This window comes from Leucobacter sp. (assembly GCF_053528595.1).
This window is the reverse complement of the sequence record NZ_JAIVPF010000042.1, coordinates 1-23,247: the sequence shown is the minus strand read 5'-3', so window position 1 is coordinate 23,247 and position 23,247 is coordinate 1. Positions and strand designations below refer to the sequence as shown.

Annotated in this window: 22 protein-coding genes and 1 tRNA gene; 21 read left to right on the top strand and 2 right to left on the bottom strand. The window is 70.7% G+C overall.

The annotated features are described in order from the left end of the window. From ACWKZU_RS09040 to ACWKZU_RS09015, 6 genes are all read left to right on the top strand, one after another. The coding region (locus ACWKZU_RS09040) for a sugar ABC transporter ATP-binding protein (RefSeq protein WP_449281996.1) at positions 1 to 994 on the top strand (994 nt) is incomplete at its 5' end. Next, positions 994 to 2,031: an ABC transporter permease gene (locus ACWKZU_RS09035; protein WP_449281995.1), complete on the top strand. Its 1,038-nt coding sequence runs from the start codon at positions 994 to 996 to the stop codon at positions 2,029 to 2,031. The genes ACWKZU_RS09040 and ACWKZU_RS09035, both read left to right, overlap by 1 nt. After that, positions 2,028 to 3,149 (top strand): ABC transporter permease, encoded by a 1,122-nt coding sequence (locus tag ACWKZU_RS09030; protein ID WP_449281994.1) that lies wholly within the window; start codon positions 2,028 to 2,030, stop codon positions 3,147 to 3,149. Before ACWKZU_RS09035 ends, ACWKZU_RS09030 begins: the two co-directional genes overlap by 4 nt. Beyond that, positions 3,146 to 4,360 carry a substrate-binding domain-containing protein gene (locus ACWKZU_RS09025; RefSeq protein WP_449281993.1) on the top strand — a complete coding sequence of 405 codons (1,215 nt, stop codon included), beginning with the start codon at positions 3,146 to 3,148 and terminating at the stop codon, positions 4,358 to 4,360. The genes ACWKZU_RS09030 and ACWKZU_RS09025 overlap by 4 nt, the downstream gene beginning before the upstream one ends. Positions 4,361 to 4,513: 153 nt before the next feature. Next, the gene (locus ACWKZU_RS09020) at positions 4,514 to 5,380 is read left to right on the top strand and encodes a sugar phosphate isomerase/epimerase family protein (protein WP_449281992.1); all 867 of its coding nucleotides are present in this window, start codon (positions 4,514 to 4,516) and stop codon (positions 5,378 to 5,380) included. Next, entirely contained in the window at positions 5,377 to 6,393 is a 1,017-nt protein-coding gene (locus ACWKZU_RS09015; RefSeq protein WP_449281991.1) for a sugar phosphate isomerase/epimerase family protein, read from the top strand. Before ACWKZU_RS09020 ends, ACWKZU_RS09015 begins: the two co-directional genes overlap by 4 nt. A gap of 190 nt (positions 6,394 to 6,583) precedes the next feature. On the opposite strand, the gene ACWKZU_RS09010 is transcribed toward ACWKZU_RS09015, so the two are convergent. After that, entirely contained in the window at positions 6,584 to 7,741 is a 1,158-nt protein-coding gene (locus tag ACWKZU_RS09010) for a glycerate kinase (RefSeq protein WP_449281990.1), read from the bottom strand. Between the two features lie 378 nt (positions 7,742 to 8,119). Here ACWKZU_RS09010 and ACWKZU_RS09005 point away from each other — a divergent pair, with 378 nt between their 5' ends. The 13 genes from ACWKZU_RS09005 to resB all read left to right on the top strand — a co-directional run bounded on the left by ACWKZU_RS09005 (position 8,120) and on the right by resB (position 21,187). After that, a complete protein-coding gene (locus ACWKZU_RS09005) occupies positions 8,120 to 9,160 on the top strand; it encodes an LLM class flavin-dependent oxidoreductase (RefSeq protein WP_449281989.1) in 1,041 nt (346 codons plus the stop codon). Further along, positions 9,157 to 9,702, top strand: a complete 546-nt coding sequence (locus ACWKZU_RS09000; RefSeq protein ID WP_449281988.1) for a GNAT family N-acetyltransferase — start codon at positions 9,157 to 9,159, stop codon at positions 9,700 to 9,702. The genes ACWKZU_RS09005 and ACWKZU_RS09000 overlap by 4 nt, the downstream gene beginning before the upstream one ends. Before the next feature lie 39 nt (positions 9,703 to 9,741). Further along, positions 9,742 to 10,605 (top strand): MurR/RpiR family transcriptional regulator, encoded by an 864-nt coding sequence (locus tag ACWKZU_RS08995; protein WP_449281987.1) that lies wholly within the window; start codon positions 9,742 to 9,744, stop codon positions 10,603 to 10,605. Positions 10,606 to 10,932: 327 nt separating this feature from the next. Further along, positions 10,933 to 12,216, top strand: coding sequence for an ABC transporter ATP-binding protein (locus ACWKZU_RS08990; protein WP_449281986.1), 1,284 nt, complete (start codon positions 10,933 to 10,935; stop codon positions 12,214 to 12,216). A gap of 103 nt (positions 12,217 to 12,319) precedes the next feature. Continuing rightward, positions 12,320 to 13,639, top strand: a complete 1,320-nt coding sequence (locus ACWKZU_RS08985; RefSeq protein ID WP_449281985.1) for an extracellular solute-binding protein — start codon at positions 12,320 to 12,322, stop codon at positions 13,637 to 13,639. A gap of 23 nt (positions 13,640 to 13,662) precedes the next feature. Next, positions 13,663 to 14,418, top strand: a complete 756-nt coding sequence (locus tag ACWKZU_RS08980; RefSeq protein WP_449281984.1) for a tyrosine-protein phosphatase — start codon at positions 13,663 to 13,665, stop codon at positions 14,416 to 14,418. A 95-nt stretch (positions 14,419 to 14,513) separates the two neighbouring features. After that, positions 14,514 to 15,434, top strand: a complete 921-nt coding sequence (locus ACWKZU_RS08975; RefSeq protein ID WP_449281983.1) for a metallophosphoesterase — start codon at positions 14,514 to 14,516, stop codon at positions 15,432 to 15,434. A 68-nt stretch (positions 15,435 to 15,502) separates the two neighbouring features. Further along, the gene (locus ACWKZU_RS08970; protein WP_449281982.1) at positions 15,503 to 16,516 is read left to right on the top strand and encodes a carbohydrate ABC transporter permease; all 1,014 of its coding nucleotides are present in this window, start codon (positions 15,503 to 15,505) and stop codon (positions 16,514 to 16,516) included. A gap of 13 nt (positions 16,517 to 16,529) precedes the next feature. Then, entirely contained in the window at positions 16,530 to 17,429 is a 900-nt protein-coding gene (locus ACWKZU_RS08965; RefSeq protein WP_449281981.1) for a carbohydrate ABC transporter permease, read from the top strand. Positions 17,430 to 17,480: 51 nt separating this feature from the next. Continuing rightward, the gene (locus ACWKZU_RS08960) at positions 17,481 to 18,125 is read left to right on the top strand and encodes a histidine phosphatase family protein (protein ID WP_449281980.1); all 645 of its coding nucleotides are present in this window, start codon (positions 17,481 to 17,483) and stop codon (positions 18,123 to 18,125) included. Next, positions 18,122 to 18,793 carry a TlpA family protein disulfide reductase gene (locus tag ACWKZU_RS08955; RefSeq protein ID WP_449281979.1) on the top strand — a complete coding sequence of 224 codons (672 nt, stop codon included), beginning with the start codon at positions 18,122 to 18,124 and terminating at the stop codon, positions 18,791 to 18,793. The genes ACWKZU_RS08960 and ACWKZU_RS08955 overlap by 4 nt, the downstream gene beginning before the upstream one ends. A 2-nt stretch (positions 18,794 to 18,795) precedes the next feature. After that, a complete protein-coding gene (locus tag ACWKZU_RS08950; protein ID WP_449281978.1) occupies positions 18,796 to 19,539 on the top strand; it encodes a cytochrome c biogenesis CcdA family protein in 744 nt (247 codons plus the stop codon). Next, complete coding sequence (gene resB / locus ACWKZU_RS08945) at positions 19,523 to 21,187, top strand: cytochrome c biogenesis protein ResB (protein ID WP_449281977.1); 1,665 nt, start codon at positions 19,523 to 19,525, stop codon at positions 21,185 to 21,187. The genes ACWKZU_RS08950 and resB overlap by 17 nt, the downstream gene beginning before the upstream one ends. A 524-nt stretch (positions 21,188 to 21,711) precedes the next feature. Here resB and ACWKZU_RS08940 read toward each other — a convergent pair. Further along, positions 21,712 to 22,314 carry a CHAP domain-containing protein gene (locus tag ACWKZU_RS08940; protein ID WP_449281976.1) on the bottom strand — a complete coding sequence of 201 codons (603 nt, stop codon included), beginning with the start codon at positions 22,312 to 22,314 and terminating at the stop codon, positions 21,712 to 21,714. 248 nt (positions 22,315 to 22,562) lie between these two features. On the opposite strand from ACWKZU_RS08940, the gene ACWKZU_RS08935 reads away from it, so the two are divergent. Beyond that, positions 22,563 to 22,647 (top strand) — tRNA-Ser (locus ACWKZU_RS08935). 330 nt (positions 22,648 to 22,977) lie between these two features. Beyond that, on the top strand, positions 22,978 to 23,247 hold a 270-nt coding region (locus ACWKZU_RS08930; RefSeq protein WP_449281975.1), incomplete at its 3' end, for a TetR family transcriptional regulator.

Here is a 23,247-nt window from a genome sequence, read left to right as displayed (position 1 = left end):
GCCCACCGCGGCGCTCGCCGATCACGAGGTGTCGATCCTCTACCGGGTGATCCGCCGACTGCGCGATCGCGGCGTCGCCATCCTCTACGTCTCGCACCGGCTCAAGGAGATCTTCGACCTGTGCGACACCATCACGGTCATGAAGGACGGCTCGCTCGTCTCGACCGGCCCCGCGGCCGAGCTGGATCAGGCGACGCTGGTGCGGCGCATGGTGGGCCGGCCCATCAGCGCCTACTTCCCCGATCCCGAGCCGGGCACCGAGATCGGCGATCCGCTCGTGACGGTGCGGGGCGGCGGCAACGCGCAGCTCGACGGCATCGGGCTCGAGCTGCGCGCGGGAGAGGTCGTCGGGGTCTCGGGCCTGCAGGGATCGGGTCGCACGGAGCTCGTCGAGGCGATCTTCGGTGCCGCGCCCTTCGCCCGCGGCGAACTGCGCCTCGGCGGCGCGCCGCGGCCGATCCGGCAGCCGCGCCAGGCCGTGCGGCGCGGCATCGCGCTGGTCACCGAGGATCGCAAGCGCACGGGGCTCGCGCTGCACCAGTCGATCCTCGACAACGCGCTGCTCGCGATCCGCAGCGTCTTCCCCGGTCGCACCCGCTCGAAGCGCGCCGAGATCCCCGGCGTCTTCACCGCGCTCGAGCTCGTGAGCCAGGGTCTCGGCCAGGAGGTGCAGGCGCTCTCGGGCGGCAATCAGCAGAAGGTGGTGCTCGCCAAGTGGCTCGCGACCGCGCCCCGGGTGGTGCTGCTCGACGAGCCGACCCGCGGCATCGACGTGGGGGCGAAGGTGGCGGTCTACCGGCTCATCCGAGAACTGGCGAGGCGAGGGGTGGCGATCCTGTTCGTCTCGAGCGAGCTGCCCGAGGTGATCGGCATGGCCGATCGGATCCTCGTCATGCGGGACGGGCGGATCGCCGGCGAGCTGCCGGCGGGCTCGTCCGAGGAGACCGTGCTGGCGCTCGCCACGGGCGCCGCCGATGCCGGGGGAGGAGCGTGATGGCCGCACTGGGCGCACGACTGCGGGGACTCGACACGACCGTGATCGTCTACCTCGCGCTGATCGCGGTGCTCGCACTGAGCGCCGTGCTCGTCGCGACGGCCGGGCGCAACCTGTTCAGCCCCGGCAGCATCCGCGACATCCTCACCGGAATGAGCGTGCTCGGCTTCGTGGCCATCGGGCAGACGCTCGTGATCCTCGGCGGATCCCTCGATCTCTCGGTGCCCTACGTGGTGAGCCTGACGAGCCTCATCGCGGCGCAGACGATGAACGGCCGGCCCGGCATGATCGTGCCCGCCGTGCTGCTCGCGCTCGGCGTGGCCGCGCTGATCGGCCTCGCGAACGGCCTCATCGTGACCTTCCTGAAAGTGCACGGGTTCGTCACCACGCTGGGAGTCGGCCTGATCCTCAAGGGATACCTCGACACGAACTACAAGGGCACCGCCGGATCGGTGCCCTGGGAGTTCCAGCTCTTCGGGGCCACCGGGATCGGGCCGGTGCCGGTCTCCACGGTCGTGATGCTCGCGCTCGCGGGCGCGGTGGCCTTCCTCCTGGCGCGCGGCAGCTTCGGGCACCACCTCTTCGCGGTCGGCGGCAACGCAGAGGTCGCCCGGCTCTCGGGGGTGCGCACGCGGCGGCCGCTCATCTGGGCGCACGTGCTCTGCTCGGTGTTCGCGGGGCTGGCGGGCCTGCTGCTCGCAAGCCGGCTCGGCGTCGGCAGCCCCACCGTGGGCGTGCAGGGGGGATACGACCTGCTCTCCATCGCCGCCGTGGTGCTGGGCGGCACCCTGCTGGCGGGCGGCCGCGGCTCGATCTGGGGCACGATCGGCGGCGTCGCGATCTTCGCGGTGCTCGACAACCTCATGAGCGTGCTGCAGGTCAACCCGTTCCTCAAGGACGTGGTGCGCGGCGCGGTGATCGTGATCGCCGTCGCGGTCTACTCGCGACGGCGGCTGGTCGTGCGCCGCGAGCGCTTCACGCGCACCGGAGCCGATGCCGTGCCCGTCGAGGTCGCGAGCGGGGGAGGTGCGCGATGAGCGCCGTGCAGCGCGGATCCGGCGGGATCGCCCGCCTCGCCCGCACGCTCGTGAGCCCGCGCGGCGCCGTCTACCTGCTGCTCGTCGTGCTGCTCGTCGTCGTCGCCGTGCTCAACCCGTCGTTCGCGGAGCCCGGCCAGCTCGTCCGCTACATCCAGCGGGTGGCCCCCATCGCCATCGTCGCGATCGGCCAGTACTTCGTCATCGTGAGCGGCGAGTTCGATCTCTCCCAGGGATCCCTCGTGACGACGCAGGTGGTGCTCGCGGGCACCCTCATCGGCCAGGACGACGAGAAGGCGCTGCCGGTGCTCCTCCTGCTCCTCGTGCTCGGCACCGTCGTCGGCATCGTGAACGGCCTCGTCACGACCCTGCTCAAAGTGCCCTCGTTCATCGTGACGCTCGGCATGATGCTGGCGCTCTACGGCGGCGTGATGTGGTGGACGGGCGGCGCGGCGACGGGCAACCCGGCGGACTCGTTCCGTCAGATCGGGCGCGGCGGCATCACCGGGCTCCCGATCATCGGCATCCTGCCGTGGGCGGTCGTCACGCTCGCGGTCGTGGTGGCGATCGCGGCGTGGCTCTCGCGCCGTCCGTTCGGACGCACGCTCATCGCCATCGGCGACAACCCGGCCGCGGGCGCCTTCGCGGGCGCCTCGGTGTGGCGCACCAAGACCACCGCCTTCGTCATCTCCTCGCTGTGCGCGACGGTGGCGGGTGTGCTGCTCGTCGGATACGCGGGGGTGCACCCCTCGGTCGGCCGCGGCTACGAGTTCACGGCGATCACGGCCGTGGTGCTCGGCGGCGTGGTGCTCGGCGGCGGACGCGGGTCGGTGTGGGGCGCGCTCGCCGGCGCGTTCGCGCTCGAGACGCTCTTCACCCTGCTGAACTTCACCGCGGTTCCCTCCACCATGCGCGACGCGATCCAGGGCGCGATCATCATCGCGGCCGTGGCGTACTCGGGCGTCGTCTTCGGGGCCATCAGGCGCCGGGCGCTCGCCGGAGGGGCAGAAGGACCACCCGGGACCACCGGGCCAGAACCGGCGGGGAGCACCCCGCCACCCGATCCTGCCGGCGCCGTTGCCGCGCGGGGCACACACACGAAGGAGAACCGATCATGAAACGATCGCTGAGGATGACGGCGGCCCTCGTGGGCGCGGCATCGCTGATCCTGCTTGCGGGGTGCACGACCGACCCGTCGGTGGAGGCGCCGCCCGAGCAGGAGACCGCGGAGGAGACCACCGAGAGCTCGGGAGAGTGGTTCGACCAGGCCCTCTTCGACAAGCAGTACGACGAGCGCTCGGTCACCCCGGAGGGGCCGGAGGATCAGCCCTATCTGCAGACCATCAATGCGGAGATGCGCGACACCTCCGAGTACGCGTCCGAGGGGGCGAAGAAGCTCTGCTTCGCGAACGCCTCGATCTCGAACCCGTGGCGCCAGACCGGCTGGATCACCATGAACGAGCAGCTGAAGGTGCTGCAGGATGCCGGAGCCTTCTCCTCGATGGAGACCCGCGACGCGAAGGACAGCGATGACACGCAGATCGCGGACATCGACTACTTCATCGCGGAGGGCGACTGCGACGGCTTCATCATCTCGCCGAACTCCACCGCGGCGATGACGCCCGCCGTGGAGCGCGCCTGCGACACCGGGAAGCCGGTCGTGGTCTTCGACCGCGGCGTGCAGACCGACTGCGCGGTGACGTTCATCCACCCGATCGGCGGCTTCGCCTGGGGCATCGACACCGCCGAGTTCCTGATCGACAATCTGAACGAGGGCGACAAGGTCGTGGCGCTGCGCATTCTGCCCGGCGTCGACGTGCTCGAGCAGCGCTGGGCCGCTGCCGAGAAGCTGTTCGACGAGGCCGGCATCGAGGCGGTCGACTACTTCACCGGCGCCGATCCGGCCGAGATCAAGAAGATCATCTCGGACGAGCTGGCGAAGGGCGACGTCCAGGGCATCTGGATGGACGCGGGCGACGGCGCGGTGGCGGCGATCGAGGCGTTCGAGGACGCGGGCAAGGACTACCCGGTGATGACCGGGGAGGACGAGCTGAGCTTCCTGCGCAAGTGGAAGGACACGGGACTCACCGGTCTCGCGCCCGTCTACTCGAACTTCCAGTGGCGCACCCCGCTGCTCGCGATGCAGAAGATCTTCGCGGGCGAGGAGGTGCCGCAGGAGTGGGTGCTGCCGCAGAGCCCCATCACCGCGGACGAGCTCGACGAGTACCTGGACCGCAACGAGGGGATGCCCGACGGGCACTACGCGAAGTTCGGCGGCGAGGACCTTCCGGGGTACCCGCAGGTCTGGCAGGATCGGGTCATCCCGTAGTTCGAGGAGGGGTGCCCGCGGGAGCGGGCCCTGCGGAGACCAGGCAAGGGATTCCGGCGCGTCGCAAGCGCCGCGCCAACCTCGATGCGTCCCAGCAGGGCCCGCTCCCGCGGGCACGGCGAACGAGTGATGACCCGGTGAAGGGGGAGTGACATGCAGCGACAGCTGGGCGTGAACACCTGGGTGTGGGTGTCGCCGCTCGACGACGAGGCACTGCTCGGGATCGCGCGGCGGGCGCGCGGGATCGGCTACGAGCTGCTCGAGCTCCCGGTGGAGTCGCCGGGGGACTGGTCGTCGGCGCTCGCCGCCGATCGCCTCCGGGAGCTCGGCATGGGCGCGCGCGTGGTGGGGGCGATGGGGGCCGGGAGGGATCTGCTCGACGACGCGCTGCGCGGGGAGACCCAGGACTACCTGCGGCACTGCGTGGACGTCGCGGCGACGCTCGGGTCGCCGACGGTCGCCGGCCCCTTCACCGCCCGCACGGGACGGGTCTGGCGCATGGACGCCGCAGAGCGGGCGGCGATGATCACGGCGCTGCGGGTCGCGCTGCGCCCCGTGGCCGACTACGCCGCGGAGCGAGGGGTGACGCTCGCCGTCGAGCCGCTCAACCGTTACGAGACCAGTCTCATCAATACGGTCGAGCAGGCGCTCGAGGCGCTCGAGCCGCTGCTCGGCGCGGGGGTCGGGATCGCGCTCGACGCCTACCACCTGAACATCGAGGAGCGCTCGCCGGCGGCGGCGATCCGAACGGCCGGCCCTCACGTCGCGGTGGTGCAGGTCTGCGGCAACGACCGCGGGCCAGCCGGTCCCGACCACACGGACTGGGGCGCGTTCCTCGACGCGCTCGATGCCATCGGCTACGCCGGCCCGCTGACCCTCGAGAGCTTCACCGGAGACAACGACACGATCGCCACGGCGGCCTCCATCTGGCGGCCGCTCGCCGAGAGCCAGGACGAGCTCGCCCGCATCACCTTCGATTTCCTCACCGACCTGCAGCAGCGAAGGAGCCGCCGACCATGACGCACGAAGCCTCCCATCCCGTCACCCTGTTCACCGGCCAGTGGGCCGACCTGCCCTTCGAGGAGGTGGCGAGGCTGGCCGCCGAGTGGGGCTACGACGGCCTCGAGATCGCGGCGTCCGGCGATCACCTGGATCTGGCCCGCGCCGACGAGGACGAGGCCTACCTGCGCTCGCGGCTCGAGATCCTCGATCGCCACGGCCTGCGGGTGTGGGCCATCTCCAACCACCTGGCGGGGCAGGCCATCTGCGACGACCCGATCGACTTCCGGCACCGCGCCATCGTGCGCCCCTACATCTGGGGCGACGGCGACCCCGAGGGGGTGCGGCAGCGCGCCGCCGAGGACATGCGGCGCGCGGCGCGCGTGGCCCGGAAGCTGGGCGCCGACGTCGTCACCGGCTTCACCGGTTCCAAGATCTGGCCCTACGTGGCCATGTTCCCGCCGGTGCCCGCCGAGGTGATCGACGAGGGGTACGAGGACTTCGCGAAGCGGTGGAACCCGATCCTCGACGTCTTCGACTCGGAGGGCGTGCGGTACGCGCACGAGGTGCACCCCTCGGAGATCGCGTACGACTACTGGACCACGGTGCGCGCCCTCGAAGCCGTCGATCACCGGCACGCGTTCGGGCTCAACTGGGATCCGAGCCACCTCGTCTGGCAGGGCGTCGACCCGATCGGCTTCATCGTCGACTTCGCGGATCGCGTCTGCCACGTCGACTGCAAGGACACGCGCCTGCGCCCGCGAACCGGGCGCGCGGGGATCCTCGGCTCGCACCTGCCGTGGGGAGATCCGCGCCGGGGCTGGGACTTCGTCTCCACCGGGCACGGCGACATCCACTGGGAGGACGCCTTCCGGGCGCTGGGGTCCATCGGCTACACGGGACCCATCTCCATCGAGTGGGAGGACGCCGGCATGGACCGCCTGCACGGCGCGGCCGAGGCGGTGGGCCGGATCCGCTCGCTGCTCTGGAAGCGCCCCGACGCGTCCTTCGACGCGGCCTTCTCCAACCAGTAGGCGCGGGCTCGGCCGCGGCGTTCCGCATCTCTCCTCGCGTCCGGTCATCCTGCGCGAGGAACGAGTCGCAGGATCCATTACTCCGGCTCTGGATCCTGAGACTCGCGAGCTCGCGCAGGATGAGGTGAGGGCGGGTTCCGCCGTGCTGAGCGTGCGAAGCGAGTCGATGCGTCGAAATCCGTCCGCTCGTTCAGCCGGAGGGGAACGCGAGCGCGCAGGCGTGCTCCGCCGCCTCCGCCAGCAGGCGCGGAGCGTCGGCGCGGAGCGCGTCGAGCTCAGCCGGCCCGGGCGCGATCGAGAACGCGGCCGTGATCCCCGCGGCCCGGCACGCCGCAGCGGGGAGCGCGAGGGATCCCGCGATCACCACGACGGGCGCGCGGGCCGGGGCCTCCGCGAGCACGCGGGAGAGCACCTTGCCGCCGAGCGACTGCTCGTCGAGGCGCCCCTCGCCCGTGATCACGAGGTCGGCGCCGGCGAGCTGCTCGCGCAGCCCGGCGGCCTCGGCGACGAGCCTCGCGCCGGGAACGAGCTCGGCGTCGAAGAGCGCGACGGGGCCGAGCGCGAGCCCTCCGGCGGCTCCCATCCCGGGGCGCTGCGCGAGAGCGGCGGGATCGGCCCCTGCGGCGGCGGCGAGCTCGGCCGCCAGCCGGCCGAGCCCCGCGTCGATCCGCTCGATGTCGGCGGGGCCGGCACCCTTCTGCGGGCCGAAGACCGCGGCCGCGCCCGCGGGGCCGGTGAGCCGGTGCTCGACGTCGCAGGCGATCCGCCACCTCGCGGCGCGCGCCGCGGGCAGCAGGCCGGAGAGGTCCAGGCCCGCGAGATCCTCGAGACCGCGGGCGCCCGGTGAGACCGGGGCGCCGTCGGCGTCGAGCAGCCGCGCCCCGAGCGCACGCAGCATCCCGGCACCGCCATCGCTCGTCGCCGAGCCGCCGAGGCAGAGCAGGATCTCGTCAACGCCCGCCTCGAGCGCGGCCCGGACGAGCAGCCCGACGCCGGCGGTGTCGGCGTCGAGGGCTCGCAGCGGCACGTCCGAGACGTACGGCAGCCCGTTGCCCTCGGCGGCCTCGATGATCGCGGTGCGGCCGTCGGCGCTGATGCCCGCACGGCCGATGCGCTCGCGACCGAGGGCGTCGACGGTCGGGGTCTCGACGATCCTGCCGCCCCAGGCCGCCGTCAGCGCGTCGAGCGTGCCCTCGCCGCCGTCGGCCAGGGGCACCTCGAGCACCCGTGCCCCGGGGCCGAGCGCGCGCCGGGCGCCGGTGGCGAGCGCGGCCGCGGCCTGCGGCGAGGTGCAGCTGCCCTTGAACGAGTCGGGTGCGATCACGACGAGGGGTGCGGGCGGGTTCATACGCCCAGCCTAGGGTTCTCGCCGGCGAGCCGTGCCCGTCATCCCACCGGGGCTCTTTCCCGTCATCCCGCCCGGCCCCTTCCCGTCGTCCCGCCGGGCTCTTTCCTGTCTTCCCGCCCGGGCCTTCTCCCGTCATCCCACCGGGGCCCTTTCCCGTTGTCCCGCCCGGGCTCCTTCCCGTTGTCCCGCCCGGGCTCCTTCCCGTTGTCCCGCCCGGGCTCCTTCCCGTCATCCTGCGCGAGCGGAGCGAGTCGCAGGATCCACCGCCTCTCGTTCTGCGTATCGTCCGCCCGGGGAACGGGGAACGGGATCCGACCGGTGACACCCACCCTGTAACGATACGTCTCATAACCATACGTGATGATTATGCTGATAGCCATGACCAGCGACACCGCACGCCCCATCCGCAACCTCGGCTTCGTCCACATCGTCCCGTTCGACCGCGACGATCCCCGGCGGGGCCTGGAGGAGGGGCTCGAGCTCTTCCGCTACGCCGAGGAGCTCGGGCTCGACAGCGGGTGGGTGCGCTCGCGGCACCTGCAGTACGGGCTGCCGTCGCCCGCCGTGTTCCTCGCCGCCGCGGCGCAGCACACGGAGCGCATCGGGCTCGGCAGCGCGGTGATCCCCGCCGGCTTCGAGAACCCGTTCCGTCTGGCGGAGGATCTCGGCACCGCCGACGTGCTCTCGGGCGGGCGCCTGCAGCCCGGTCTGAGCGTGCACCCGCCCGCCTACGACGACGCGGTCAACGACCTCGTGCACGACACCGGCTGGCGCGAGGAGGACTACGGCTACGGCCGTATCGAGCGCCTGCGCTCGCTGCTCGCCGGGGACCGCGTGCGCGAGGTGCCCGAGTACAACGGGATCGGCGGCGACTTCGACTCCGAGCGCGTGGAGCCGCACAGCGCCGGGCTCTCCGAGCGCCTCTGGTACGGCGGCGGATCGCTGCGCTCGGCCGAGTGGGCGGGGCGCGCGGGCTTCAACTGGCTCGTCAGCAACATCAGCTCGGCCGAGAACGGGCTGACCGACTTCGCCGAGGTGCAGCGCGCCCAGATCGACGCCTACCGCACGCAGCATCCGGCCGGCGAGGCGGCGCCGGTCGCCGTGGCCCGGGTCATCGTGCCGACCGACGGCGCCACGGACGACCAGGTGCGCCGCTACCGCGCGTACGCGGAGGCGCGCACCCCGCGCACGAAGAAGGTGCACGGCGCGAACACGATCATCGCGCTCGACGTGCTGGGGTCCCTCGACGAGATCGTCGAGTCCATCCGCGGCGATGCGGCGTTCCAGGCGGCCGACGACTACCTGTTCGAGCTGCCCTTCGAGCTCGGGCTCGAGGACTGGAAGCACATGCTGCACCAGCTGGCCACCCGCATCGGGCCCGCCCTGGGGTGGCGGCCAGCCGCAGGGGAGGGGGCGTGAGCGCCGACGGCCCGGGCCTGGTGATCCGGCGCCCGGCGCCGGAGGAGTATGCCGCGGTCGACCGGCTGATCGAGGAGTCCTACGCCCACGACTACGGCCCCTCCGATGCGCACGACGATCCCGTGTACCGCTCCGAGGTGCGGGATCGCGACTACGAGGTGTGGGTCGCGGTCGACGCCGACGGCGCACTGCTCGGCAGTGTCACGCTGCGCGCACCGGGCGGCCCGCCGCTGCACGAGGACATCGGCGAGCACGAGCTCGACCTGCGCCTGCTGGGCGTCTCGCCGCGCGCCCGCCGCCGCGGGGTCGCGGCTGCGCTCATGCGGCAGGCGGAGGCCCGGGCCGTCGAGACCGGTCGCGCTGCGGTCGTGCTGAAGACCGCGCCGAACATGCGGGGCGCGCACCGGCTCTACGAGGCACTCGACTTCACCCGCGCGCCGGAGCGAGACGGGCTCTGGATCGACGGCGAGCGCGTGCTCGACCTCTACACCTACGTGTATCCGCTCCGTGAGCCGGCGCGGGCGGGTGGCGGGCGTCTCTAGGACACCTCCGATTCACCTTGCGGTGCTAGGAACGACGGTATGAAGATGCCGCTCTCCCCGCCCCTCGGCGGTACCCGCTCCCTCCTGCAGTCGCAGGTGCCCTCGCTGGTGCCGAGCGAGCGACGGGTCGCCCAGGTGTGCATCGACGAGCCGGATCGGGTGGTCGAGATGTCGGTGGCCGATCTCGCGCAGCGCGCGGGGGTGTCTCCGGCGACCGTGGTGCGCGCCTGCCAGAGCATGGGCCTCGGCGGGTTCCAGCGTCTGCGCGAGCTGCTGATCCGGGATCAGGCCGCGTCCGGCACCGCGGTAGCCACCGCTCCCGTGCACCCCGTCGAGCGGATCTTCGAGCGGGCGGTCGAGGGCATCCACGGGGCACTCGGAGCGCTGGACTTCGGGGCGTTCGACGCGGCGGCCCGCGAGATCCGCGGCTGCTCCCGGCTACTGGTGGTCGGCAACGGCGCCTCGCTCGCCGCCGCGCAGTCGGTGGCGCTGCACTTCCTCAGCAGCGGCCGGGTGTGCGAGAGCCCGGTCGACATCGTGACGCAGCACATCGCCGCCAAGCTGCTGCAGCCCGGCGACGTCTGCCTCGCGGTGAGCGACAGCGGGATGAACAACTTCACGCTCCGCTCCGCCCGGCTCGCCGCGGAGCGCGGCGCGACCGTGGTGGCGATCACGAGCTACGGCAAGTCCGAGCTCGCGGAGCTCGCGGAGCTCGCGGACTACGCGCTCGTGGCCGGCGCCGAGTTCCACAGCTGGAACGACAGCACCGTGACGGGCAACATCGTGCAGATGCTGCTGCTCTCGGCGCTCCACGCCGCCGCCCTGGGCACCGCGCCCGACGCGATCGCGGCGCGCGCCGAGGTGCTCGACGAGGTGCGCACCATGGTCGCGCCGCGGGCGTAGCGCTGCCGCGAAGAGCCCGCCGATCGCGCGACCGTTGCGAATCGCCGATCGAGCGCCTGCTGGGCCCGCTGATCGAGCGAGCGCGGCGAGTCGAAATCTGGAACTCCGTCGCTCTCGGCTCCGCCGAGCCCGATCCGCCGCGCCGGTCGAACGCCGCAGTGCCCCGCCGCCGGTTCACCCGAGTTCACGTTGCGCGCCTGAAGTTCCCGCACTCGGCGGCTGCCGTTCCCGATCCCGTCGCGCGCCGTTCACCCGGGCCGCTCAGTCTGGAATCAGTCGTTTCCTGAGATCGGAGAGTCAGGAAACCTGATTCCCTGGAGGTGGCCGGTGGCCAGGCTCGTACTCAACCAGATCACTCGCGAGTTCGGCGACTTCGTCGCGACGGATCGCGTCTCGCTCGAGGTCGACGACGGCGACTTCCTCGTGCTGCTCGGTCCGTCGGGATGCGGCAAGACCACGCTGCTGCGCATGATCGCCGGGCTGCTCGAGCCGACGGGCGGCAGCATCGAGGTCGACGGCGCAGACATCACCGCCCTCCCCGCGCGCAAGCGCGACCTGGCGATGGTCTTCCAGAGCTACGCGCTCTACCCCCACCTCACGGTCGAGAAGAACCTCGCCTTCCCGCTCCGCGTGCGCAAGCTGTCGAAGCCGGAGATCGCCTCCCGGGTACGGGCCGCCGCGGAGGCCGTCGAGATCGATCACCTGCTCGACCGCAAGCCCAAGGAGCTGTCGGGGGGCCAGCGCCAGCGCGTCGCGCTCGCCCGTGCGCTCGTGCGCGAGCCGAAGGCCTTCCTCATGGACGAGCCGCTCTCGAACCTCGACGCCAAGCTGCGCACCGCGACCCGCCGCGAGCTCGCGGCCCTGCACCGCCGCCTCGGCGCGACGTTCATCTACGTCACCCACGACCAGGTCGAGGCGATGACCATGGCGACGAAGATCGCGCTGCTCGAGGGCGGCCGCGTGGAGCAGTACGGCACCCCCGAGGAGCTCTACGACACCCCGAGCTCGGTGTTCGCCGCCGGCTTCCTCGGGTCGCCCGCGATGAATCTGCTCGACGCCACGCTCACCACGACGGACGGCAGGATCACCGCGTTCGCCCCGGGCGTCGAGGCCGTGTTCTGGGAGGGCGCCACCCCGGAGCGCGACGTCGTGCTCGGCGTGCGGCCCGAGCACCTCTCGGTGTTCGCCGGCGGTGCGCCCGAGGCCGTGCCCACCGCGGGTGCGGCGCTGCGCGGCACCGTCGAGCTCGTCGAGAACCTCGGCCGCGAGCAGCTGGTGCACTGCCGCATCGGCGACGCGCGGGTGACGGTCTCGTGCGCCCGCGAGGAGGCGTGGCGCGCGGGAGAGCTCGTGGTGATCGCCGCCCCGCTGGCGCGCCTGCACCTCTTCGACCGCGAGAGCGGCCGCCGCCTCGAGTGGCGCCCGGCTGCTCGGAGCGAAGCGTCGCTTCGCGCGGCGATGGCGCCGAGCGCGGGCCGCCCGCAGGAAAACGCATCGCGTTTTCGCGCGGCCCGCGGTGGGGCTACCACCCCAGCCTCGCGTTCGGCCGACCTGCCGAGCACGGACGAGGCCGCTCAGAGCGAAGCACCGCTTCGCACTGCGACCCGCTGATCCCGAACCGATCCCGAACCCGAACCCGGCCCACCCGATGCGCTCCACCTCCCGAAAGGACCCCACCCACATGCGACTCCGACGTTTCGCCGCCGCAAGCGCGATGGCAGCCGTTGCCGCGCTCGCCCTCGCCTCCTGCTCCTCCGGGGGCGCCACCGCCGAGTCGGCCGCCGCGGTCGTGCCCGAGCTCGCCGCCGACCAGCAGGTCGAGATCGTCTTCGAGAGCTACAACCTCGCCCAGGCCGGCGTCTGGACCGACACCATCAACCAGCTGATCGGCGAGTTCGAGGAGGCCAACCCGAACATCAAGGTCACGGGCCAGGCGCCGCAGGGCAGCTCGAGCGCCATCGACACCGTCGGCAGCGTGCAGAAGCAGCTGCTCGCGGGCAGCCCGCCGGACGTCGCGCAGCTCACCTTCGACACCCTCGACTTCACCGCGACCGAACTCGGCGCCAAGCCGCTCAGCGACATCGTGACGCCGGAGGAGCTCGCCGAGGCCTTCGAGGGCGAGCACCCGATGCACCCGAACGCGCGCGTGCTCGCCGACTGGGACGGCAAGACCGTCGGCATGCCCTACGTCTTCTCCACCCCGGTGCTCTTCTACAACGCGACCGCGCTCGAGGAGGCCGGGGTCACCGATCCCGACTTCAGCACCTGGGACTCGGTCGAGCAGATCGCCGCGCAGGTCACCGCGCACACGGGCAAGCCCTCGATCGACGTCTCGTGCGTCATCAAGGGCGGCAACTGGTGCATGCAGGGCCTCTTCAAGTCGAACGGCGCGCAGGTGCTCTCCGACGACCGCAGCACCATTGAGTTCGGCTCCGAGGCCGCGATCGAGACGGTCGAGCGCTTCCGCGAGATGTACGACGCCGGCGTGCTGCGCAACACCGATACGAACGGCACCTACGAGGGTCTGCCCAAGGGCGACGTCTCGATGATCCTCATCACCTCAGCGCTGCAGGGCGGTTTCATGCAGGCGGCCGAGGCCGGCGGCTGGAAGCTCGACGCGGCGCCGATGCCCGCATTCGACGGACAGGAGGCGGTGCCCACGAACTCGGGTTCGGCGCTCTTCGTGCTCAGCGACGACCCCGCCAAGCAGCGCGCCGGCTGGGAACTCATCAAGTTCATGACCAGCGACCGCGCCTACGAGCTCATCTCGAGCCAGATCGGCTACCTGCCGCTGCGCACCGGGCTGATCGAGGAGGGCGGCGTGCTGTACGACTGGGCGCAGGCCAACCCCCTGATCCAGCCCAACATCGAGCAGCTCGACCGCATGCAGCCCTGGCTCTCGTACCCCGGCAACAGCTACTCGCAGGTCGACACGCTGCTGGCCGAGGCCATCGAGGAGGCCGTCTTCTACGGCAAGTCGGCGGCGGACACGCTGCCCGACGCCGCCGAGCGCGCCCAGGCGCTGATCAAGTAGCGGGATCGGAGGCGAACACCATCATGAACCAGACCACCGCCGTTCCGGCCGCGGGCCCCGTGCTCGCGCTCGAAGGCACCTACAACTTCCGCTCCACCGCCGGCTACCCGGCCGCAGCGGGACGGCTGCGCGAGAACGCGCTCTTCCGCTCCGACGCGCTGCACCGGCTCAGCGAGGACGACCAGCGGGTCTTCTCAGCCCAGGGCATCTCCCGCGTCATCGACCTGCGCGATCCCGAGGAGCTGCGGCACTCGCCCAACGCGATTCCCGCCGGACCCACCGAGACCGTGCACCACCCCATCTTCGGATCGGGCGCCGGTCTGCCCGCCATCGCCGGATCGTTCTCGATCGACTCCGTGTACCGCTACATGATCGAGCACCGCGCCGATCGCGTGGCGGGCGCGGTGCGGCTCATCGCCGATGCGCCCGAGGGCGGCGTGCTCGTGCACTGCACGGCCGGCAAGGACCGCACCGGTGTGGTCGTCGCCTCCGCGCTGACCGCGGTCGGCGTACCCCGGGACCAGGTCATCGCCGACTACGCGGCGAGCGCCGCGAACCTCGCGGGCGAGTGGGCCGAGCGCATGCTCGCCGCATCCGCCGAACGCTTCGGCGAGTTCGACGGCGATGCGCGCGAACTCATCGTCGGCAGCCCGGCCGAGGCCATCGACCGCACGCTCGACCTCATCGACGACGGCTACGGCGGCGTCGAGCGCATGCTGCTGCTGCACGGGCTCGACGACGACGCGCTCGATCGTCTGCAGCGCCGCCTCGTCGCCTGACCCCCGCACGCCCGGGCCGATCCCGAACCCGAGGCATCGGCCCGGGCCCCGCCTCGACCTCCAACCCGCAACTCCCCATCGGAAGGAACCGAATCATGACCGCAGCACAGTACCCGCCCGCAGAGCACTTCATCCTGCACCTCAGCGACACCCACTTCGTCGGCGGCCCCGGCCTGCTGCACGGCAAGGTCGACAGCGACGCCAACCTCAAGAAGCTGTTCCGCGACTTCGCCGAGACGAAGGCGCGCCCCGAGGCGATCGTGCTCACGGGCGACCTCGCCGACACGGGCGACGCCGACGCCTACCAGCGCCTGCGCGCGCTGGTCGAGCCGGCCGCCGAGGCCATCGGCGCGCAGGTGATCTGGGTGATGGGCAACCACGACACCCGCACCCCCTTCCGCAAGCACCTGCTCGACTCCGACGCGGGGGAGCAGAGCGTCGACGTGGTCCACGACGTCAACGGCCTGCGTATCATCGCGCTCGACTCGACCGTGCCCGGCCACCACCACGGCGAGATCACCGACGAGCAGTACGCCTGGCTCGCCGAGGTGCTGTCGACCCCCGCCCCGCACGGCACCGTGATCGCGCTGCATCACCCGCCCGTGCCCTCGCTGCTCGACACCCTCTCCTTCGTCGAACTGCGCGAGCAGGCCCGCTTCGCCGAGGCGATCCGCGGCACCGACGTGCGCGCGGTGCTCGGCGGTCACCTGCACTTCAACACCTTCAGCGAGATCGGCGGCGTGCCCGTCTCGGTGGCGTCGGCCACCTGTTACACCCAGGATCTCAACGTCGAGCGCGGCGGCATGCGCGGTCAGGACGGCGCGCAGGGCTTCAACCTCGTGCACCTCTACGACGACCGCGTCATGCACACGGTGGTGCCGATCGGCGAGTTCTCGACCGTCTACAAGGTCAGCGCCGAGCAGCTGCGCTCGTGGACCTCGCTGACGCTCGAGGAGATCAGCGTCGAGATGGAGAAGACCGCGAACGAGCCCGAGCGCGAGCCCTCGCTCGTCTGAGCTGTTCAAGGCGGCCGGGACTCGATCCCGGCCGCCCCACCCACCCCATCGAGAGAACGGATCGAAGGTTGTTCATCGAGGTACTCCCGCAGCAGCAGCTCGCACCGCGGCCGGAAGCCGCCACCGCCGAGTCGCGCACCGCCGAGTCGCGCACCGCGACGGATGCTCCCCGTCCTGCGCAGCAGAGGTCGCGCCGCACCGGGCGCTCCTTCTCGATCGTGCCCTACCTCTACGTCCTGCCCGCAGTCGCGCTGCTGCTCCTCTGGACCTACCTGCCCCTGGCCCAGACCTTCGAGCTGTCGTTCTACGACTGGAATCTGCTGCCCACCCAGGCCAAGGAGCCGGTCGGGCTCGAGAACTACGCGACGGTGCTGACGCTTCCCGAGATGCAGCAGGCGCTCGGCAACACGGTGCTCTACATCGGCGCCTTCTTCCTGCTCTCGGTCGCGCTGCCCGTCATCTTCGCGCTGCTCTCGAAGCGCGTGTCGGGCAGGGCCAAGACGATCTACCAGGCGCTCATCTTCGTGCCGTACCTCGTCACCCCCGTCGCGACGAGCGCGATCTGGCGCTGGCTCTTCGCCGAGGAGGGCGGCACGATACCGGCCGTCGCACGCTTCTTCGGCATCGATATGGGCAATGTGTTCCGCGAGCCCGGCGCTTCGATGATCGCCGTCATGGTGATCGTCGGGTGGCAGCTGCTCGGCTTCGGCGTGCTGGTCGTCTCGGCCGGCCTCTCGGGCATCAGCCCCGACTACGAGCATGCGGCCGGTGTCGACGGCGCCAGGCGCTGGCAGATCACCTCGCGCATCACGCTGCCGCTGCTGTCGCCCTCACTCGTCTTCCTGTCGCTGATGACGATCCTGCTCTCGGCCCAGTGGACCTTCCCGATGATCGACATCATCACCCAGGGCGGCCCGAGCGGCAGCTCGACCAACATCTACTACCTGCTCTACGAGTTCGGCTTCAAGAACTTCGACGCGGGCATCTCGGCCGCCGCGGGCGTGCTGTTCTTCATCGGCTTCGGCCTGATCGCCCTCGTCTTCGTCGAACTCTCAGAGAAGCTCAGCTTCCACGACAACTAAGGATCCCGAGATCATGACCTTCACCCTCGTAGCGCCGCACCAGTCCGCGGCCATCTCGGAGGCGGGCATCGAGCAGGCGGCCCGCGACCTCGCCCGCGCGCGCACCCTGGGTCGCATCGGCCTCGTCCCGGCCTTCGTGATCCTCACCGTGCTCGCCGTCGTCTCGATCTTCCCCATCTACTGGATGTTCGTGACGGCGTTCCGCCCGGCGGAGCAGACGCTCTCCACCAATCCGCTGCCCGGCCCGTTCAGCCTCGAGAACTTCCAGTACGTCTGGGACACGATCCCGATCCTCTCGATGCTCGGCAACACCTTCGTGATGGCGCTCGTCATCGCGATCGGGCAGCTGTTCGTCGCGATCCTCGCCTCCTACGGGTTCTCGCGCTGGACGTTCCGCGGGCAGAAGATCCTCTTCCTGCTGTTCGTCGGTTCGTGGCTCGTGCCCTTCCAGGTGACGATGATCCCGAACTATGTGCGCATCGCCGAGATGGGCCTGTTGAACAACATGGTCGGCGTCATCCTGCCCCAGCTCGCGGCGGCCTTCGCCGTGATGATGCTGAAGCAGCACCTCGACTCGTTCCCGCGCGAACTGCTCGACGCCTCCGACATGGACGGTCGGAGCCCGTGGCGCACGCTGTGGGAGGTCGTCGTGCCCAATCTGCGCCCGGCGCTCGCGGCGCTCGCGATCATGCTCTTCATCAGCGCGTGGAACGAGTACCTGTGGCCGTCGCTCATCATGCAGGGGTCGAACGACCTCATCCAGGTCGGCGTGCGCAGCTTCCTCGGCTCCGAGGGCAACAACTGGGGCGCCGTCATGGCCGCGAGCGCACTCGCCTGCCTGCCCATCTTCCTCATCTACATCTTCCTGCAGCGCTACGTGGTCGACGCCTTCGTGCGGTCGGGGCTGAAGTAGGGCGGACCGCCGCCCGGCAACTCCCAGACACGCCGAACGTAGAATGGTGATGTGAGCGACAAACTGCTGCATCTGGTGCGCCACGGCGAGGTGCACAACCCCGACCGTGTGCTGTACGGCCGCCTGCCGGGGTTCCGCCTCTCCGAGCTGGGCCACAGCATGGCCGAGGCGGCGGCGCTCGAACTCGCCGGCAGCGATCGCATCGTCGCCCGGCTGCTCGCGTCGCCGCTCGAGCGCGCGCGGCAGTCGGCTCGTCCCATCGCGAGCGCACTCGGCCTCGAGGTGACGATCGAGGATCGCATCATCGAGCCCGCCAACGCCTTCGAGGGCATGGTCAACGCCGGCCCCGACTCGGCCTTCCGGCAGCCGCGCTACTGGTACCGCTTCCTCAACCCGTTCCGCCCCAGCTGGGGCGAGCCCTACCGCCAGATCGCCGCGCGCGTGCGCGAGGCGATGGACGAGGCGTGGGAGACCACGCGCGACGGCGACATCGTGATGGTGTCGCACCAGGCGCCCATCTGGATCGCCCACCTCGACATCGCGGGCAAGCCGCTCTTCCACAACCCCGCCACGCGCCGCTGCGAGCTCTCGAGCATCACGAGCTTCGAGAAGCGGGGCGAGCGCTGGTTCGAGGTGGACTACCGCACTCCGGCGACCGGTCTGCTCGACGACGCCGTGGACGTGGGGGCGGTATGAGCCGTCGTCGCACCGGCGCGGCCCTCGCCCTGCCGCTCGCCGCTCTGCTCGCGCTCGCCGGGTGCAGTGCCGGCGACGGCGATCTCTCGGCCGAGTGGAACGAGGCGAGCGGCAAGGGCTACGTCTCCGGAGACGGGTCGTCGCTCAGCATCGCGCCCGAGCAGCGCACGGAGCCCGTCGAGTTCTCGGGCGAGACCGAGAGCGGCGACCTCTACGGCTCCGACGACACCCTCGGCAGCGTGACCGTGGTCAACTTCTGGTACGCGGGCTGCGCGCCGTGCCGTGCCGAGGCCCCCGATCTCGTGGAGGCCTACGACGAGTTCTCGCCGCAGGGCGTGAAGTTCGTGGGGGTCAACACGCGCGACCAGGTCGCGCAGGCGCAGCAGTTCTCCGAGCGCTTCGCGATCGAGTACCCCTCGATCATGGACAACGCGGGCGGGCGCGCGGTGCAGCGCGCATTCGCCGGGCAGGTCCCGCTCAACGCGGTGCCGACCACGCTCGTGCTCGACGCCGAGGGGCGCGTGGCGCACCGCGTGCTCGGCCAGCTCGCCGGCGCCTCGCAGCTGCGCACGCTGATCGGCGAGACCCTGGCGGAGACCGACGGCGGAACCGCCGATGCGGATCCCGCATCCGATCCCGCGCCGGCGGACGAAGCGGCCGAGCAGTAGCGGTGGACGTGCAGCACCTCGTCGCCGACGGGCAGTTGCTCGTCGCATCGGTGATCGCGCTCGCGGCCGGCCTCCTCTCCTTCCTCTCGCCCTGCGTGCTGCCGCTGGTACCCGGATACCTCGCCTACGTCGGCGCGACCGCCGGCGCGGCCCCGGGCGAGAAGCCCGCGCGGGGGCGCCTCGTGCTGGGCTCGCTGCTCTTCGTCGCCGGATTCACCGCGGTGCTGGTGGCCTTCCTCGCCGCGGCGGGCAGCGTCGGCGTGTGGCTGCTCGAGTGGGAGCAGCTCATCACCCGTGTCATGGGCGCGTTGGTGATCCTGATGGGGCTCGTCTTCATCGGCGCGTTCGGCTTCATGCAGCGCACCACGAAGCTGCGCGTCAAGCCGCGCACCGGGCTCATCGGGGCGCCGCTGCTCGGTGTGGTCTTCGCGATCGGGTGGACGCCCTGCCTCGGCCCCACGCTCGCGGCCATCATGACGCTGAGCGTGCAGCAGGGCTCGGTGGCGCGCTCGGTGGTGCTCGCCCTCGCCTACTGCCTCGGCCTCGGACTGCCGTTCGTGCTCGCGGCCTTCGGCTTCGGCTGGATGACCCAGACCATGACCTTCTTCAAACGGCACATCCGCATCGTGAACCTGATCGGCGGCGCGCTGCTGATCCTCATCGGTCTCCTCATGGTGACCGGACTCTGGAGCCAGATGATGTACGCACTGCAGGCGGTGATCGGCGGATATGTCACGCCCCTCTGACTACGACGACGGAACGGGCGCGGGCGGATCGCTGCGCGCCGAGTCGCCCGAGCTCGGGTTCGCGGGCTGGCTGCGCTGGTTCTGGCGGCAGCTCACCAGTATGCGGGTCGCCCTCATCCTCCTGCTGCTGCTCGCGGTCGCGGCGATCCCGGGCTCCCTCGTGCCGCAGCGCGGCGCCGACCCCAACGGCGTGGTGCAGTACGAGCAGGACCACCCCGAGCTGTTCCCGATCCTCGACGCGTTCCCCATCCAGGCCTTCGACGTCTACGGCTCGGTGTGGTTCTCCGCGATCTACCTGCTGCTCTTCATCTCGCTGATCGGCTGCGTGCTGCCCCGCATCACGCATCACTGGAGGGCCTGGCGGGGCCGGCCCCCGAAGACGCCGGCCCGGCTGCAGCGCATGGCCGGGTTCTCCGAGCTGCGCCTGTCGAACCCCGATGCGACGCCGGCCGAGCGCGAGGCCTTCGCGGCCCGCGCCATCGAGGAGGCCGCAGCGATCCTGAAGAAGCTGCGCTACCGCGTGGAGGTGCAGCGGGCCTCGCGGCGGGGCGTCGACGAGGTGTCGGTGTCGGCCGAGCGCGGGTACCTGCGCGAGACCGGCAACCTGCTGTTCCACGTCTCCCTGCTCGGCGTGCTCGTGAGCGTGGGGCTGGGCGGCGTGCTCACCTTCAACGGGCAGAAGGTGCTGATCGAGGGCGAGACGATGGTCAACCAGCTCATCGACTACGACACGGCGACCTCCGGGCGCTCCTTCGACAGCTCCAGCCTCGAGCCCTTCAGCCTGCGCCTCGACTCGCTCGACGTCACCTACAACACCCCCGACGACGGCAACGTGCAGGCCATCGGGCTCGTCAAGGACTACACCGCCAACATGACGCTCATCTCGCCCGAGGGCGAGGAGTCCGAGCACATCATCCGAGTGAACCATCCGCTGCGCGTGCACGGCTCCCCGATCTACCTCATCGCCAACGGCTACGCGCCGAAGATCACGATCCGCAACGCCGAGGGCACGGTCGTCTACAGCGAGGCGATGCCGTTCATCCCCCAGGACAACCTGAACATGACCTCGCTCGGGGTGGTGAAGGTGCCCGACGGCATCGTCGACGAGTCGGGCGAGCCCGTGCAGATCGGTCTGCGCGGCTTCTTCTACCCCACGAAGGCGGATCTCGACACGGGGGCCTACACCTCGAACTACCCCGACCTCGAGAACCCCGTGCTCACCCTCGACGTCTTCGAGGGCGATCTCGGCATCGACCAGGGCATCCCGCAGTCGGTGTACGCGCTCGACACGAGCGGCATGGAGCAGCTGACCGGCCGCGCGGTGGACATCGACTCCATCGAGCTGCGGCCCGGCGAGCGGACCGAGCTGCCGGACGGCCTCGGCACGATCGAGTTCGAGTCGGTGCCGCGGTACGCCTCCTTCGACGTGATGCAGAACCCCGCCCAGGTGTGGGTCCTGGTGTTCGCGGTGCTGGCGCTCGGCGGCCTCATGTGGTCGCTCTTCGTGCCGCGCCGCCGCATGTGGGTGAAGGCGCTGCCCTCGGACGACGGCGTGGTGCTGCAGTACGCGGCGCTCGCGCGCGGTGACGACCCGGCGCTGGAGCGGGCGGTCGAGGAACTGCGCGACCGCCATCGCGAGCTCCTGTAGGCCGCGCCGCGGGATCCGCGTCCCCGGTCGTCCTGCGCTGGCGGGTGCCGCCGCGGGATCCGCGTCCCCCGTCATCCTGCGCGCAGCGAGCGGAGCGAGCGCAGTCGCAGGATCCACCGCGCCGGATCCACGCCCGCATGGATTCAGTGACTCGCTCCGCTCGCGCAGCACGACGGGCTTCGCCGAGTGCGCGCGGGCAGGGGACGAGTGTTCGGCAATGCGTCGCCGCGAAAGGCGGATAACGCGGCTGAAATCGCGGAATCGCACGCGTTTTCTGCCACTCGTCGTCCACGGGGCGCACGGCCTCCGTCATCCTGCGCGAGCTTGCGAGTCGCAGGATCCATGCCCTGTGAACGCGAAAGGGCGGGCTCGGGATCCTGATCGGATCGCGAACCCCGCCCTGTGGAGAACGTGTGAGAGGTCGTGCTGGTCCAGCCCGTCATTCTGCGCGCGGCGCAGAATCGTGTGGATCCTGCGACTCGTTCCTCGCGCAGGATGACCGGGGGACCTATCGACGCACCATCTCAGAAGCGCCAGACGGCGGCCTGAAATCCGGCCGGGGGCGCGGGCGTCCAGCTCTCGTTCTTGCCGACGAGGCCGGAACCGCCGGGGTTGTTCGACTCGATGATGGTGAACGTGCCGTCCTCGTGCACCTCGGTGATGAGCACGGTGTGCACGCCGGTGACCCACGAGGTGGGGGAGTCGATGTACTCGTACTGGATCACGTCGCCGGGCTCGGCCGCGGCGAGCGTGACGCGGGTGGCGCCGTCGTAGTTGGAGACGGGGTTGCCGCCGCCGCCCCAGTCGCCGCCGCCTGCGCGGATCCAGCGCTGCGCCGACATGATGCACTCGCCGGGCTGGCTCCAGCCCGTGGCGCGGCTCGTTCCGACCTCGCTCTCGGCCAGCGCGATCGTGGCCTCGACGTCGAAGTTGTGGGGCACCTTCGCGACGTCGTCGATGCTGAGCACCGACTCGATCGGCGCTCCGGCGAGCGCGTCGCCGGTGTCCAGGGTCTGCGAGGCCGTGGTGACGGGCTGCACCGCCGCGAGGGAGAAGTCCTCGATCGGGGCGTCTGCAACGGCCGGCGCTGCGCCGAAGGCGAAGGTCACCGAAGCGACCAGGCTCACTGCGAACGCCTTGGCAGATACTCTCACGCGAAAAACTCCGGGGGTCGTCCAACAAAAAACGCCGGGCCGTGGCCCGAGCGCCTCAACCAGTATGCGTTACCGTTCTGTTACTTTCAAGTCCTGACGAGAAATCGCCCGTTCATGCGGCAAGCTCCAAGGCGGTGTTCAGGCTGCGGCGGACGGGTGCCCGGTTCGGTTCCGCCGCGAGAACACGCTAGACTGGTGCGCGCTGGCTTCGCGGCCAGTGAGGAGGATTCGCCTAGCGGCCTATGGCGCACGCCTGGAACGCGTGTTGGGTTCACGCCCTCGGGGGTTCAAATCCCCCATCCTCCGCTCCAGACCCCGCTGCTTCGGCAGCGGGGTCTTTCGCGTCGTGCGGGGCGTTCTGCGAAGGGCGGGGGACCGACCGGAAAGAGCGGATGGACTTAGACGTGTCGGTCCACCCCGCGGTCCCTCCGCTACGCGCGTCAGTAGTTGCTGCCAAACCGGAGGAATGGCAGCAACTACTGACGCGCGTATCTCCTGCTCGACCTTCTGCTCCAGGTGGATTACAGGAGGCCGAGAATCCGGTGGACCCTTTGCGCTTTTCCTCACCGTGGCCCGGAGGTGTATGCCAAACTTTTGATTGAGGGTCCGAACTTGGTCTGACGCGAGGTGATGGCGATGGCGGAGAGCCGATGGAATGAACCGCGTCGGAGGCAGCAGCGCGGGATCGAGACGCAGTCCGCTCTGCTCGAGGCCGCTGGTCGGGTGTTTTCGCGTATGGAGTACGACAAGGCGAAGCTGAAGGATATCTCCGATGATGCGGGGATCAGTCTGGGGTCGTTGTACTTCCATTTCGGGAATAAGGACGATGTGGCTGCTGCGGTGCTGGATGCGCAGCAGGAGCGGATGACCGAGGTGCTGTCGGCGGTGGTGGAGACGGAGGGGACG